Raw genomic sequence first — 16,677 nt, 5'->3', positions numbered from 1 at the left:
AAGAGACATGATTTCAATATATTTTTGAATCTAGTACTCATCTAGTTCTAGAATTTGTATTGTTGAATCTTTATTCCACTTGCCTGTATCTCCTGTTGGATACAAATATGAACCTTTAAATGTTGGATTTTCTATCTTATTTTCTTCCATCCATTCTCCCCAATCTCCACAACTTTCAATGGGATTATTTATTAATAAATAAATTTCTCCTATTTGTTCTGTATTTTTGATTTCTTCTAATGATTCATTCAATATAAAAACCTGAGCTCCTTCTTCTTTGTCTAGAATACTATAGATTTCCTCTTGATCTTCGTATAAAGTGTGTATTCTTATGTTTTGTGCATCAACTATAAAAGTATCCTCATTTTGAGTTAAATTAAGTGCTCGTAATACCGAGTCATTCATATTTTCTGCTATTTGATACAACATCACTTTCAATTGATTTAGTAACCTAACTACAGTATGTTCTGAATAAATATGACTTTGATATGATAACCTGATCAATATATCTTCTTCTGGTATAATGACAAGACTTAAGGGGAAATTAGTATGTTCATAAGCCGTTGTCTCTCCTATTTTAATCAAATTATGGTCAGTGTTTGACTCATTAACATAATTTTCAAAGACTAAAATTGAATCAAAATATTGTCTTGATACATCTAGCTTAGCCGCGCTGTAGGCATCATTCAATTCAACCAACTGATAATCATTTAACTCAAACACAATTCCCTGAATTCTTTTACATAATTCTAAAATAGTTTCATATTGATTATGTAAATTTACTCTTAAAGGTAAGCTGTTAATTAACATCCCAGAAACCTCATCTATTCCTTCAAAATCTGGTAGCCTTCCTGAAAAAGTTGTGGCATATAATATATCTTTAACACCTTTAAACTGAGCTAATGTTAATGCCCAAGCTGTTTGAAGCATTGTGTTTAAAGTTACACCTTGTAATTGAGCTATTTTTTTTAATTGCACTGTTTCATGAGGGGGAATAGTAATTGATTCCTGTCGAATTTTATTCATCAATCCTTTTTCTCTATCTTCTGAAGATAACTCAGGTATTGGCTCTACCCCTCTTAAATATCTTTGCCAAAACGCTTCATTGATGGTGGTTTTACCGTATTTTAATATGTAGTTCTTAAAGTTAAATTTAGCATTAATTGTCAGTACATAATTACTGTTATTACACAAGTTATGATAGGTATCTATGATTGCATTTAAAACTAAAAATAAACTCCAACCATCCAAGATGATATGATGGAAGCTTACAACTAATAATGACTGCTCTTCTTCTAATTCTAAAAGGTTAAATCTTGGAGTAGTTAAATTGGCTAGATTAAATGAATTATTCAAATCATTATCTAGAAATTCTTGCAAATATTTTTGTTGATTTTTTTTATTTCTAAAATTTGTATATTTAATATCTGCTTTGACATTATTATGTATTAATTGAACTGGAATTCTGAAATTTTCCCAAATAAACTGAGTTTTAAGATTGTCGTAACTTTGTACAACCTGTTCAATTGCTTTTTGAAAAATTTCTTTATTTACTTTACCTATTAACTCTTGCTTTACTTGAGTCAAATATACTTTTGCCTTTGGGTAATTAATATGTTGATACAACATACCTTCTTGGTTTTTTGTTAAAGGATACACATCCTTAATACCTGAAGGCAGTAAGTTTAGTTCTTTCTCGGAAAGTTCCACACCACTAAAATCAGTTGCCTGATAGCTAAATTCTGTTGTTGTTATGCAATGATTAATTATTAACCTTAGATGTTTTATAAATAATTCGCCTAATGTTTTATACTTCGTTGTATAACCTGGAGTTGTAACTTTTACTGTAAAAATTGCATCATTTATCCAACAATTTAATTCTATTGGATAAGGCCTAACTGCTGTCGGAGCGTGAAATTTCCCTGTTGCGTTAGGTGCTAATTCAAAAGATCGTTCAGACTGATCTAACCTGCCTAAATAGTTAAAACAAATTTGGGTTTTAATGTTCTCTTTTTTCTCTAATAAACCGTAACCTAATCCTTTTTCTGGTATGCTTCCAAGAATATTTTTAACACCTAGAATTTGTTCTTTTAAACTAGCTTCATGTTTATTTGCAATAATTACTGGATAAGCAGTTGTAAACCATCCAACTGTTCTACTAACATCAACAGTATCTTTTATATATTCTCTACCATGCCCTTCTAAAGTTACAATAAAATCATTGATAGAAGTTAACTCATGGATAGCCTTAGATAAAGCCATTAGTAAAATGTCATTATAATTTGTTTTATAAACTTGATGAACTTTATTAATTAATTGACTCGTTTCTTTGCGGGTTAAGTGTATGGTTTCTTCAAAAGCATCTCCTTCTATATCTTTATTTGAAAAGTTAATTTCTGTTAAAAGTTGTTGATTTTCTATTTGCTCTTGTACCTTTTCCCAATATCTTTTTTGTGTTTTAAACTGTTTACTTTTATAATTATTTAGTGCTTCTTGCCACGACTTAAAAGAAGATGTTTTAGGAGGTAATTTTGCTTCCGGATTCTCTAATAATAAAAATAAGTCTTCTATTAAAATCCGCCACGAGATTCCGTCTACCACCAAATGATGCAAACATAAAAACAGTTTAAAATCATTTTCATCCACCTCATATACAACTGCTTTGCATAACACTCCTTCTTTTATATTTAGTGATTCTTGAACTTTTTCTGCATGCTTTAATAGCTTCTTTTCTTGATTTTTGATATTAGTTAAAGTAACAAATTCAATGACAGTTGGAGTTATATTTTCTGATACGAACTGCTCCCAATTTTCTTTTCCATTTTTTTTATATTTAGCTCTTAACATGTCATGGTGTATTGCCAATCTATTTAAAGCTGTTTTTAGACGCTCTTCTGATGGCTTAGTTTTTAAAGAGACTAAAACAGGTAAGTTCCAATGACTAACATCCTCTTTATTAAAACCAAAGAACCATTCTTGAATTGGACCTAAAGGAACTTTTCCTTTTAATTGTCCTTGATCTTTTAAATATCTGTTGCTTACAGGTAACATTACTTCTGCAAGCTTTTCAATAGTTTTTAATTGAAAAACTTGCTTTGGTTTTATTTGATACCCCTTTATCATTAATTTAGATATCATCTGCACCACTACAATAGAGTCACCACCTAATGAGAAAAATTCAGATTTTATACTAACTTCATTTAGTCCTAAAACTTTCTTCCATACCTCAGATAATATTTGTTGTTCTTTTGTTACTGCCATAACTAATACTTGATCATTTATGGTACCTAATTCTGGGTTAGGCAATTGTTTCTTATCTACTTTTCCATTATTATTTAACGGTATTGTATCAATAGTTGTATAATAACTTGGTACCATATAACCCGGAAGTTCTTCTAATAAATAAGATTGAATTTCATTTATTTTATCTTCCTTATTAAATACAATCCATGCTGCTAATTTTTTATTTCCTGCTGGATCAACAAAAACTTCAACTACTGAATCTTTTACATCTATATGATCATTAATTTTAGTCTCGATTTCACCACATTCAATTCTGTGTCCTCTAATCTTTACTTGCTTATCTAACCTACCCAAGTATTCAATGCTACCATCTGGAAGCCATCTTCCTAGATCTCCTGTATGGTACATTAATCCTTGCTTTACAAAAGGGTCCTCAATAAATTTTTCTTGAGTAGCTTCTGGGTTATTTAAGTAAGATAGAGCTATACCTTTACCTGCTGCATAGATAATTCCTGGAACACCTGGTGGTACTAATTCTTTATTTTTATTTAGAATATAAACCCTAGAATTCCTTAAAGGATATCCAATAGGAATAGAAACCTGTCTATCTACAACTTTATCAATCGGGTATGTGGTTGTAAAAACAGTATTCTCTGTTGGACCATATCCATTCATTAATCCTTTTGGTAAGTATTCTAGAGCCTTTCTTACATGACTAACAGATATCGCCTCTCCTCCAATCAATAATTTCTCGTAGGTTTTGATAACTTTAGGATTAAAATCAATTAAAGAATTAAATAAAGTGACAGTCATAAAGCCAGCTGTAATTTTTTCACTCTCTATAATTTCTGATAGCTTTTGTATGTTTAATATGTCATCTTTTGAAATAACTACAAGTTTTCCTCCGTTTAACCATGCACCCCATATTTCTAATGTAAAGGCATCGAAAGTTGTGTTTCCTAATTGAAGAAAAACATCGTTTTCATGAAAATCAGTATACTCGCTATTTACTACTGTTCTTAAAATACCTCTTTGAGGTACTACCACCCCTTTCGGTTTTCCTGTTGATCCTGAAGTATAATTTATATATATAGGATCTTCTGTTGTGGCAACTATATCGTTTACGTTAAGTGATTCTTTATCATAAATAAGATCAGCATCAACTACAAAAATTTCAGAGCTATGTTCTTTAGCTACATCTACTAAACGATAACTACATAAAATCATTGAAACTTTGGTATCCTCAATCATCCACTTTATCCTTTCCTCTGGATAGCTTGGATCTATAGGTATATAAACTGCTCCTAATTTCACAGTAGCTAATATAGAGAGGTACAATTCGTCTTCTCTATCGAATAATAATCCTATTGGTGTTTTGCTTTCAATTCCTTTGTTTTGTATTATGCTAGCAATTGTGTTGGTAAACGTATTTACCCATTGATAACTATATTCTCTCTTTAAGCCTTTTAATGCTATAGCATCACCTCTTTTTTCTACCTGTTCATACCAAAGTTCTTGAACAGTTGCTTCTTTAGTATTAAAGTTTATTTCTTTGTTCCATTTTTTTAAAATAATATGTTCTTGCGTTTTTGGTAAAACGCTTTGTTCATTTATTGACAGCGCTGGTGAAGTTATAACAGCATTTAGAACTGTTTCATATTGCTCTAAAAATTGATGTATAGTAGCTGAATTAAACAAGTTTGTATTATATATAATTTTTACATCTACATGCGCTTCTCTATCAAAAACATGACACTCTAAATCAAATCTCGTTGCCTCTTGATCATGAATTATAAATTCGGCATTAAGCCCTCCTAAATCAACTTTTTGCTCGTGTGCATTTTGTTGAACAAATAAAAATTGAAACAATGGATGCATTGAGGCTTCTCTCTCTACATCTAATTCATCAATTAATCTATCAAATGGTAAATCTTGATGCTTCCATGCATTTAAAATTACTTTTTTTGTTTGCTGTAAAAATTCCTCAAAACTCAAGTTTTCAGACATGTCAAAGTTAATAGCCAATGTATTTACAAAAAAACCAATAAGCTTCTCAATAGTTGCATCTTGACGATTAGCAATTAATGACCCTAAAACTATTTCCTCTTGCCTACTATACTTTTTGATTAAAATTGCAAAAGCAGAAATCATGGTCATATATAAAGTGCATCCTTTCTCTTCTGAAAACGCCTTTAACCTTTTGCTTAAATCTATGTCTAATGATAAAATTTGGGCACTTCCATTATATGTTTGGCTTGCAGGGCGTATGTAATCAAAAGGAAAATCTAATACTTTAGGTGTATTTAACAATTGATTTTTCCAATAGGATATGGATTCATCATAAATTCCCATATTACAATTATTTTCTTGCCATATTCCAAAATCTGCTGGCTGAAATGCTAATTCAGGTAGCTCTAATTTTAAATTGTTAGCTTTTGCTACATATAAAGCCTGTAAATCTCGAACAAAAACACCTGCAGACCATCCGTCAGAGACAATGTGGTGTATTGAAAATAGCAACTCATTCTTTTCTTCTGAAATTCTTATGAGCTTACATCGTAACATTTTGTCTTCTTCTAAAAGAAAAACCTTATTACTCTCCTCTTCTCTTAATTTATTGATCTCCTTTTCTTGTTCTTGAATAGATAAAGGGCTTAAATCAATAATAGATAAATTAATAAGATAAGGCTCTTTAATAATTTGCCATAAATTACTTTCTGAGTCAATGTTAAAATTAGTTCTTAACCCTTCATGCCTTTTTACAATAATATTTAATGTAGACTTCAGTATTTCAACATTTAACTTACCGTTAAATAGTAATGAAAATGCATTTACATAAAGTGGACTTTCTGGTGCATACATATATGTAAACCATTGTCTCTTTTGTGCCAATGACATTGGTAGTTTATAAGGAAAACTTGTTCTTCTTTTTACTTCAATCTTTAGTTGATTACTTTCTTCTGAGTTCGTCTCTATTAATTTTGCTAATGATTGCAACTCTGCCAGTTCAAATAATTGCTCAATTTTAACAATTGTATTGAATTCTTCTTTTATTTTGGTTATTAAACTTGTTGCTTTTAAAGAATCTCCTCCCAATGAGAAAAAATTATCCGTCTTACTTACTGAGTCTATATTTAAAATTAATTTCCATACTTCAGCTAATTTTTGCTCTGTTATAGATTCGGGTGCTTGAAACTGTTTTTGTTTCGCCGTTAATAAACTATTAATTCTTTCCGAATCAACTTCCCCATTCTCCTTATAAGGTATTTGCGTAACTCTTAAAACATGAAATGATTTTGCTCTTTTTTTATCTTTCCTAAACTCTTTTAAAACCTCAGTAATTTCTATGGAATCGTCATCCGTAGTAAAAAGTAATGTTTTAATTTCATTTCTTTCAGTTGTTTCATTTAATAAGCTAGCTATTTCATGCGCATTGCTATCAAGACCTATATAGGTTACTGGTTGATGTAACCTTAATCCTATTAGCATTGATGCAAAAGCTTTTTCAACGGGCATAGGCAAATACCCTCTAGAAGCTAAAACTTGTTTAATCGCTAAGTCTTTTCCCATACCGACACCATCCCATAAACTCCAACTAAAGCAATAGGCTTTTTTGCCTTCCAGATGCAGTTTCGTAGTATAATTCTCTACAAAATCACTTGCAGCAGCGTAGGTTCCTACTGTCATTCCTGATTTGATCGCTCTAGCTGATGAGGTAGTGATTAATAAACATTCTTTTCTACAATCTAGCAGTTTACTCAAGTTTTTTGTTCCTTCCACTTTAGCTAAATACATTTCTTCTAACTGACTTTTTGTTAAATCTTTCAACAGAATTTCTTGTATTATTCCTGCAAAATGAAATATTCCATCTAAAGTTTGGTTATAGTTAGCCTCTAGGTTTTTTATTTCTTTTTCAAGATCCTCATAAGAAGATAGGTTAACATTTGTATAATAGACTTCACTTGTTATTTCTTGTAAATCAACCCATTTACTTAAACTTTCTCCTTTTAATTCTTCTTTTGCTTTTCTACCAGAAATTAAAATTTTGGCATTGTATTCTTTAATTAAAAAGTGCGCTAAACGGAATCCAACTCCACCTAACCCTCCAGTAATTAAATAAAATCCATTTCGCTCAAGTGGTAATTTTTTATCTATAAAACTTCCATCTTCAATAGCTCTTGATTTTTTTAATCCAAACTCATAACGCTGTTTATTCCGGATTAAGACCAAACAGTTTTCTTCTTCATTCTCTACTTCTTTTATGATTGTTTTTATAGTGTCTTTATTAAAAATATCAACATCTAATTGAGTGGTTAATCTAATATGTTCAAACTCATGTGGTAATGTTTTAATTAATCCCGAAACTCCAGATATTCCAGAAGTACTATCTTTTTGTAAATGTGGTATTAAATTCTTAGTTATTACCAATATTTTATCAATGCTGCTCTGCACCTTATCAAATACTTTTAACATTGCTAAAAATTGGAATTCTAAATTCTCTTTTCTATCTGTAAAATCAATTACGATATTTTTACTTTCCTCATTTTTATTTAATTCATTTACTAAACCTTGCCAATTTTCAAATACTTTTCCTTTTTTTATGTCTTTCCAATCCGAGTTTTTAGAACAAATTAGTAGTTTCGATTTAGTTGTATTTCTAATAAGCTTTTTTTCTTGCCAATCTATATGCGAAAACCAGTTTGGAATAGTATTCTTTGAATTATTATTAGTTTGATAAAAAGATTCTCCTTCAATAAAATTATTATCTAAATAACTTCTTATAACAGCTGCTCTTTGCTTTTTGCCAATATTTGTTTTCGGAATATCTTTCTTTTCAATAGGAATTATTAACTCTGGTGTAATACCTAATTGAGCTGTTATTTTCTCTTTAATTTGAGTAATTACACCAGTCATAAAAGTAGGTTCTGTACCACTACAAACAAAAAATATTGCTAGAACATCCGACCCATCCTCTTCATTTGGAATACTGCAGGCTACGGACCAATTTTCCTCTACTCCAAAAACACTTTCACATATTTCTTCAATATCATAGCAGGCATAATTAATCCCATTTATTATAATCATATCTTTTTCCCTTCCTGAAATAGTTAGCCTATCATTTATCATAAAAGCAACATCGCCAGTATCCATCCAGCCATCACCTACAAAACTTTCTTTATTTGCTTTTTCATTATTACGATAACCTCTCATTAGAGTTGGAGAAGCAACCTGTAACCGTCCTTTAACCCCTTGAGGTACAATCTGTAAATTATCATTAACTATCCTTATACTAATTCCCGGTAAAGGCTCTCCTATTTCAACTAGTAATTGTTTGTTTATAGAGTCTTCTTCTGATGGTATTACTACTCCTTCTTCTGTAAAACCGACAATCCCTTGTATTCCTGATTTTGTTTTAAAAGCTGTTATTTTATCATTTATTGTCATGACAGAAGAGGTTTCTGACATTCCCCAACCTGCTTGCATAACTGAATCTTTTAAACCAAATTTAGCTAATGCCTTTAAAAAATCATGACAAACGGCGCTAGTTACTTGCTCTCCTGCATTTAAAATGCTTTTCAAAGAACTTAAATTCCATTTTCTTTCTTTCTGACTATTTATGTGCTGAGTTATGATATTAAAAGAAAAATTAGGAGACCATGTATGTGTTATTTTATATTTTTCTATCCAATCTAACCATCTTGATGGTTGTGCCCCAAAGAGATTTACATTAATTTGTACTTGAATACATTGCTTATACAAAGCTTGTAAATGAGACATAACAATACCTCCAACATGGTCTAGGGGCATCCAATTAAGATGAACACTGTTACTTTCTAATTCAAAACCCTGTGAATTAATAACTACATGGGTACATAATGTTCTATGACTATGCTGCACACACTTTGGTTTACCAGTAGTTCCAGATGTAAGTAAATGTAAGGTTATTGAATCGCTATCAATTCTATAATTAGGCTCTAAAATCCCTTCTTTTTTTAATGAATCAGTATTAATAACAACTGGGTTTTTAGAATCCTTCTCAAAAAGCTCATCCCAAACTTGTAATACATTCTTTAATTTTTCTTCTTGAAGTTCATCGCACAATATTTTAGGAAAATCTAATAGTTCTGAAACATTTTTTAATCTCTTTACATCACTACTTTCTATTCTTAAGTCTTTTAAAACCCCCATAGGAGTAGGGATGGCACCTATAAAAATAAGAGCCCAAAATGTGATTAAAAACTCATCATTTTCATGATATTGCATTATAACCACATCCTCACTTTGAATACCTTTTTTTTGGAGCCCATAAGCCCTTTGCTGAGCTTCCAAATAAAGACTATTATAACTAATAAACCGTTCCTTATTTTCACTATTTATAAAGTGGATCCCTTTTGTTAAGGGCTGGTTGGCAGCTTTATTCAATAAGTCCTCTAATTTATATTTATGATCTGATGGTATCATTAAATTCTTTCCTTGCACAAAAGACGGAAGGGCATTAGTTGGCCAACTAATTTTTTCTCTTTTACCAGAATTAATACTGTCATCAGACTCATTCTTTATGTTTCTTAGTGAGTCTATTTTAATGGTTTTTTTTTGATAGTTCGTTTTTTGTCTAAAAACCAATGTGTCATTAATAGAAAATTTTGTGAGGCTTTTATTTTTTTTTAATGCCTTTTTTTTATTATCGTTTGTATTACTAAGTTTGGTCATATGGCTCGTTAATGTTTTATAGTTTGTGAAAGTAAAAATGACTTTCGACACGTATATTATTTATCTTTACAGCTGTTTTAATAGTTTGTATTTAGAATTATAATCAGTTTTATATAGCTTTTTAATACCGCTAAAATGAAAAACAGTTAATTTATTAGTGTTCTTTTTCAATTTTAAGCTTTTAACCCCTTGGTATAATAAGGTGTAACCACCTGTAGATTTTCTTATATTTCACTTAAAATATTATCAATTATCAACACAACTGTTCATCCCTCAACTCGCAAAAATTATTTTTTTAAACTTGAGAAGCTTCATTAAATATGACTTTTACTTTGATTTTAGTATAGTAGAAATATCATCTACATGATAAAAAACCATATATAAGAAATTGATGTACATACAAGCATCATTTTTCTATATAAAACTACAATATGATTATATTAACATGACATACTTTTGATGATGTGATACTTAAAAGCGACTTAACAGAGATGGATTGCCATTCTCATTGGTTATCAGGCAAACTTAAAAAATTGAAAATTTTATATTTATTTTATTGATATTCAAATTATTTATCACCTCTTTTTTCGATTATGTTACCCGTATACAAAATATTAAGTCTTTATTTTATAATTGTTGAAGATCTTAATTCAGCTATGTTTTTAGAACAACTTATACGTACCAACTTATATCATCATTTTAAACTATTTAAAGACACAACATTTCTATTCAATAAACTATGAGATAAGATTAATGTACCTCCTCTCTTATTTTTAAATTATAAAATCTTTTATAATTTATATAGAAATAATTTTAAAAAGTTAATTTTATATTAAGTATTTTATTAAAATTTAGTATTTATTTTATATGCCATTAATTTAAAAAAATCATGTTTTTTATTGCATTATTCCAAACCTACAAAAGGTTAATGAAAAAAAAAATAGTGATATCACTATTTTTATACCTCGGGTTTTACGTCATTAAGCCTAGGGTTATTAGCTGTTTTTAATTTAAAAAAGATGACAAGAAAAACTTATTTATAGTCTATATGTTTATATGGTTCATCTATAAAACTTGTAAACTTTGTAATTAAAAATCATTTTATCATCAACTTTTTTTCAAAAACATTGTCTTTGAATTTTCTCCAAAATATTCCACCTAACTATTTAAGTTAAATAAAGTACAACTAATAAATAGGTTTTGATACTTCTATTTTTAACTCTAAAATTTTACAGCCTTCTACCATTAGAAGTTTTACTTTTAGAAAAATTGGGCTCTGTAAGTTAAATTTGTTTATTACTACCTGAGTTCAATACAAAATTTTGATTTTTAAACTCTTATTAATATACTAAAAGCAATCATTATCATTAAAGCAAATTCATAATATTCATCTAAATAAGATTTACCTATGGAAAAATCTTTAAAACTTAATTTTTGATCAAACAAAAATACCTTTAATTCTTTCTCTAAGTAACTCTTGTAGGCTAATCAATTTAGTTGCTCCTAACAAATGGACTATGATTAGTTAGAATTTTATCAATTTTTCGAATTATAATTTGCAGATAATTCTTTAGAGAAAACTAAAAATTTATACTTATTGCTTCACTTTTTATTTTATCTGGTAATTGTTCTATTTAGTAATCCTCCAACTTTCTGGTAAATATTTATATATCTCATTATCATAAGCATTCCAATATAGTAAATCGCCTAAATACAAAAAAACAAATATCTTTTCTCCTATTTTAAATGGCTTTTTAAAATTATTTGCAAATTGTAATTTGACAATGCCATACTCATCTTTTTCTGTTTTAATTCTCACATAGGGATAGCTTAAACTTTTTCGTTCATTTTTCATTCCTCCATTTTCTTTTCTATATTCTACAACCTCTACTTCGATTTTTTTGGAATGATTTCTTAATTTACAATACTCTATTTTTGATTTTGTTAAAAAAAACAAGAATACAATCAATAACATTAAAATACTCCAAATCATGATAAATAATATATATATGTTTTAAAAGACTTGATTTTACTTTAAAATCTGTATAACAGTATTTCTGTTTTTTTGTTGTGATAGATACTATTATTATAACCATACTTTAATAAAACATAACTTTTCATGCTTTCAATATGAGCTTATACTTTTACTAATAAGTATTCATTTTATCAAAACCAGTTAAAATTCTAATGTTTATTTAACATCATTTTTTTTAAAGAATTAATAATAAAAAATGAAGAAACAGATGCTTGTCATTCGTAATTTGGACTCGTTTATTTTAATTTATTGCCTGTTAAAAACATAGTAATTAGGTGATTTAAAATTGGGCTTAATTTAATTTTTGAGCCTCTTGAAAATTATAGCCAAATTTATTGGTTTTATCCAAAGAATAATAATACATTTGAGACTGTCCTTAGAGACGTCTTTGGACTTTTCTTTTTCATAGCAATTTTCCCGCTCAATTTTGAGCGGGTTTTATTTGTATTATACAACTAACCTAAAACGTCCCATTAATTTAAATCAATAACTGCTTTTACTTTTTTTAAATTATGAGAAAATCTAATTTAATTATTAATTATTCAAAAGCATCATCACATAAAAAAAGCGCCTTTTTAAGGCGCTTTTTTTATGTGATGATGCTTTTAATCGGGATATAAAATTTAGCTATTATCTATTATGATTAAAAACTACCAAAATATTTTGAAGCTGTTGCAGCAAACGGTCTTATTACAGGTAAATTTATTCCAGGGCCAAGAAGAATAGAACTAGTAAAAACTTTCCATTTATCTTTGTGCTTTACAATCATAAACTGATGAGTAAAATATATTCCTGATCCTGGGTTCTGTTCCATTAATTTAACGCCTGTGTCCAGGGGATCATAATCTTTTGGTTCTAGCCTAAAGACTTCTTGTCCTTGTGCTTCCTTAATTACGCCTAAACTGTTAGAATCGGCATCATGATAAAATATAAAATGATTACCCACTTCTGTTACTACTAGTGCACAACCATTCATTCCCCCAGTAGTAACGATTGTTCCATTCGGAGCGTCTTTAGGAACTTTTACTTCACCTACTCCTCTATTTACCCATGGAAAATAATAATCATTCCCACCATTTTTTACATGGACTCTAAATACGTCCTTATTTTCTGAATCTTCAGCAGTCAAAGTACAAGGACCACCATATTCAGTTCTTTTATCTATCAAAGGAGTATTTTTAAAACTCTTCCTTGCTTCTACTATAAAGTCAACTTCTTTGATGTATGATTCTGGATCATTTCTAAAATTAAACAGAACCTTGTCCTTGTTTTCCTTTCCTCTTTGATTACTTAGATTTTTTTTTGTCTTTGTAGAATCTGTTATGTTTTCTGTTAAATTATCGCTACAAGAAGTAACTGCAATCACTGTACCCATCAACAATACTGTCGATAGCATTTTAAGTTTACCAATCATTTTTTATTTTATTTTATTTGCGGACAAAAATAGTGTTTTAAAAATCATTTTTTGTTTGAAAAGGTTTTTTAGTATAAAATTATAATTTCATTAACTTTTAGCACTTTTAAAAAATAGATATTATGAAATATTTTAAACTCAAAAATCACAGCATCTAACTAGCCCTGTTATAGCAGTTGATTTTATTTTAATTGCCTAATGATAAAATTTATTAATTTTTAATATATAAGGTAGTTTTTTGATGAAATAATGTAAGCTGTAGATGTACTTTTAAATATAAAAAACACCTCTTAAAAGATGTTTTTTATATTTTTCTTATTCTAAGAAAACTTATCATATAATAACCAAGTGAATCAGATCTGGTGTATAACTTTTATTTTACAATCCATAAGGTTGTCTATCAACTGAACTTGGCGTTCGAATTTCAAATGCAAATGCTACTTCACCTTTAATCGTAAATTCAGGAACTTTATGACCTGCAATCATGTTACCTTTAAGAAGTTCTGTATTAATTTCCTTCCAAGCTGTTTTATTAATACCTGGAGGGATGTTTCTTAATTCAGTCTTTATATTTGATATATCTTGCTCATCCTTTAATCCCTCTAACCATTTACCAGGAGGTGTCTTTGGTAATAACCCCCAAGCATTTTTTTCCTTAGCATCAACTATATTTGGGCGTCTCACTAACTCGTCATTATCCACCCCTTTACCTCCAATACCAGGAGACCCCATAGTATCATAATCAAGCTTATTTTGTATTGCTATTTTCTTATTCGAATTATCAATTCTTATCATATAATAATGTAATAGTGAAGCCAACATTCCATAAACCTCAACAGCGCCTCTACCACTTTTAGGATATTTATTCTTAAAAGATTCACTGTAGGTTTTATACTGATCCATCCACCTCCCTCTGGCATCTTTAAGAACACCTACAAGGCGTGGAGCGTCATTAATCATTTCAGACCAAGAAGCCCCAAGTGTAACTTGCACACCAGGCCTTCCAGTATTACGATCTTCTTTAATACTATGCTTTGCTTTGATAACTTTTAATTTCAATCCATTTTTACTGACTGGCCGAATAGCTTGACTATGTATTTCATTTACAGCATCTTCTATAGCTTCCTTAGCAAGTTTAAGTGCTTCTTTACGTAAATTAAGACCTTTAACATCTGTTACAACTACGGGAGTAGTTCTATTTTCAATAGTATAGACATTTTGTTTTCCTATATCCGTCGAAATATCAGCAATAATTTCGCCTGTAGACTCTACCATAATCTCTGCTATTACTCCTTGATCCAAGGATCTTTCTAACCAAATTTTATATTTAGCAGGATTTTCGATCTCAACACCCGAAGTTGGTCCATCATAATTTTTATTATATTTTGCATTTAATGCACCATAATTTGAATGTTGCTCAAAAGAATTTTCATTTTCGATAATACTGTCTGGCAAGTCTTTACTGCAAGAAATAGCAATAAGACATAAAATCATCAACAAAGTTGTTGATGATAGTTTTTTAAATTTACTAATCATTTTTTATTTTATTTAAGCCTCTAAAGTACTACTTATTTACATTTTTATCACGTCATTTTGTTGCTCTATTCTCAAATATTTTTTCTTGTAGCTTACCGAAATTAAACATAAAAAAGAATTTCATTATTCCTCAAAATTAAATTGTTATAATATTTTGAAATGATTTTATAATAAATTTAAACACCTATTTCTTATAAAAACTTTAACACTCAGGACTCTGATGACCTTATGCAAAGTTTTTATAAGAAATAGGTGTTCAACTTATAATTTTTAGGACGCTAAGTTTGATATTCTATGTTTAGGTAATCCACTTTAATACAAAAAACTCAAAATGTATGTCACATAATAGATTTTTTAATTAAGTGTATTCTAAATAATGAATTAAGCAATCACCCGCAACGTTTATACACCCCATAATCATCTACTTGCGAATAATACTGCAACAACATTGTTAATTTTCTTTGTTTCATAATTAAATCTTTCCATTTATCAACACACTGAAAACGTACCCAGTTATTTCCCCAATGGAATGATTCTAACTTCAACTCATTAGTGAATTCAAAATCCAAGACTTCTCCATTGTAATTTCTATCATTAATTACCTGAATTACTGGGGTAATTTCTATAACTGCATCAAGTTTAGAATTTAGCTCTCCATCACTCTTTCTTATAAACCTTTTAGAAACATGAATATTTTTGATTGATGGTTTTAAATGACCTTGACTGACTAATTTACCTTTAACAGTATACCTAATTAATGATTTACTATTTTTTAAATTAAGTTTACTTTCAACGAATTCAACCGTAAAAGAATCGATTGTAAGAGACTCCTGATAAGGCCACCATCCAATTTCACTTGTCTCCGATATCTCTAATTTTGGGTTACGTGGTTCTGCTGATGAAATATTCCCAACTATCTGAGGAATAATCAAATAATAAGCTCTTGCTAAAAGAAGAAGCATTCCTACCCAAACTAACATTTTAATTACTTGTTTCATACTATCTATTTTTTATAAATTATACATAAGCTTTTGCTCATACCCTGCTGACAAGATCAACTTATTTTTAAAATCAAACATGCGGTTTACTTCGTTATAAATTGCAGAAAACCACATTTTTTAATTTTTAAGGGAATTTTCTATACTATTTCTATAAAAAAATCAGTAAAAACATCATTTACCACAAATTACAATGATTTAGGTATTTGATTCAAATACAGCACTATTTACATGATATAAAAACTATTAAAATATTTAAGATTAGTAAAGCTAACAGAAAAATTGAAGTATTTAATTGCTGAAAAAATTTTATGAATACTTATTTTTTTAGGTTTAAATATGGGATTAAATAACATCATCATACACTTTTTATAGTTTCCTATATTGATATGAATAATAATTACTTTCCTTAATTTATATTTTAGTGTTTTTTTTTGGACAAAGCAAGCTATTTTTCAAAAGAAAGCCTATGATAATTTTAGTTGTTTTTCACTTGCTATAAATAATTAATTAGAGCAATGATTTTAGAATCCTGTTCGAATCATTTGCATTAAAATATTAGCTACATCTCGTTATTTTTTCAGCTATTAAACTTATCACATTTAAATAAAATTGATATTTTCTAAAAACTTTTGCATTGCTAAAATCCATTTTATTTATGTTTGTTTTATGTGCAATACTGTAAATAATTTTTAATACCTGCCCCCCCCTCATCACTAATGGTTCATATAAATTCAAGT

At 29.0% G+C, this 16,677-nt stretch carries 5 protein-coding genes; all 5 read right to left on the bottom strand.

Annotated elements, in window-relative coordinates; translation table 11 throughout:
* Positions 1-30: 30 nt before the first annotated feature.
* The 5 genes from ACSIGE_RS12885 to ACSIGE_RS12865 all read right to left on the bottom strand — a co-directional run bounded on the left by ACSIGE_RS12885 (position 31) and on the right by ACSIGE_RS12865 (position 15,937).
* Positions 31-9,954 carry an amino acid adenylation domain-containing protein gene (locus ACSIGE_RS12885; RefSeq protein WP_440880282.1) on the bottom strand — a complete coding sequence of 3,308 codons (9,924 nt, stop codon included), beginning with the start codon at positions 9,952-9,954 and terminating at the stop codon, positions 31-33.
* A gap of 1,630 nt (positions 9,955-11,584) precedes the next feature.
* Positions 11,585-11,947 carry a hypothetical protein gene (locus tag ACSIGE_RS12880; protein WP_440880281.1) on the bottom strand — a complete coding sequence of 121 codons (363 nt, stop codon included), beginning with the start codon at positions 11,945-11,947 and terminating at the stop codon, positions 11,585-11,587.
* Between the two features lie 685 nt (positions 11,948-12,632).
* Complete coding sequence (locus tag ACSIGE_RS12875; RefSeq protein ID WP_440880280.1) at positions 12,633-13,403, bottom strand: hypothetical protein; 771 nt, start codon at positions 13,401-13,403, stop codon at positions 12,633-12,635.
* A gap of 378 nt (positions 13,404-13,781) precedes the next feature.
* Positions 13,782-14,939, bottom strand: a complete 1,158-nt coding sequence (locus tag ACSIGE_RS12870; protein ID WP_440880279.1) for a hypothetical protein — start codon at positions 14,937-14,939, stop codon at positions 13,782-13,784.
* Positions 14,940-15,328: 389 nt separating this feature from the next.
* Positions 15,329-15,937, bottom strand: a complete 609-nt coding sequence (locus ACSIGE_RS12865; RefSeq protein ID WP_440880278.1) for a hypothetical protein — start codon at positions 15,935-15,937, stop codon at positions 15,329-15,331.
* Between the last annotated feature and the right edge of the window lie 740 nt (positions 15,938-16,677).

This window comes from Tenacibaculum profundi, from assembly GCF_052050075.1.
In the GTDB taxonomy this organism is placed as follows: domain Bacteria; phylum Bacteroidota; class Bacteroidia; order Flavobacteriales; family Flavobacteriaceae; genus Polaribacter.
Note: the sequence above shows the minus strand (reverse complement) of the source record. Positions and strands in the feature narration are given on the sequence as shown.

Coding starts and splice junctions, on each gene's coding strand:
- ACSIGE_RS12885 (WP_440880282.1), bottom strand. CDS start 9,954: ATGACCAAACTTAGTAATACAAACGATAATAAAAAAAAGGCATTAAAA.
- ACSIGE_RS12870 (WP_440880279.1), bottom strand. CDS start 14,939: ATGATTAGTAAATTTAAAAAACTATCATCAACAACTTTGTTGATGATT.
- ACSIGE_RS12880 (WP_440880281.1), bottom strand. CDS start 11,947: ATGATTTGGAGTATTTTAATGTTATTGATTGTATTCTTGTTTTTTTTA.
- ACSIGE_RS12865 (WP_440880278.1), bottom strand. CDS start 15,937: ATGAAACAAGTAATTAAAATGTTAGTTTGGGTAGGAATGCTTCTTCTT.
- ACSIGE_RS12875 (WP_440880280.1), bottom strand. CDS start 13,403: ATGATTGGTAAACTTAAAATGCTATCGACAGTATTGTTGATGGGTACA.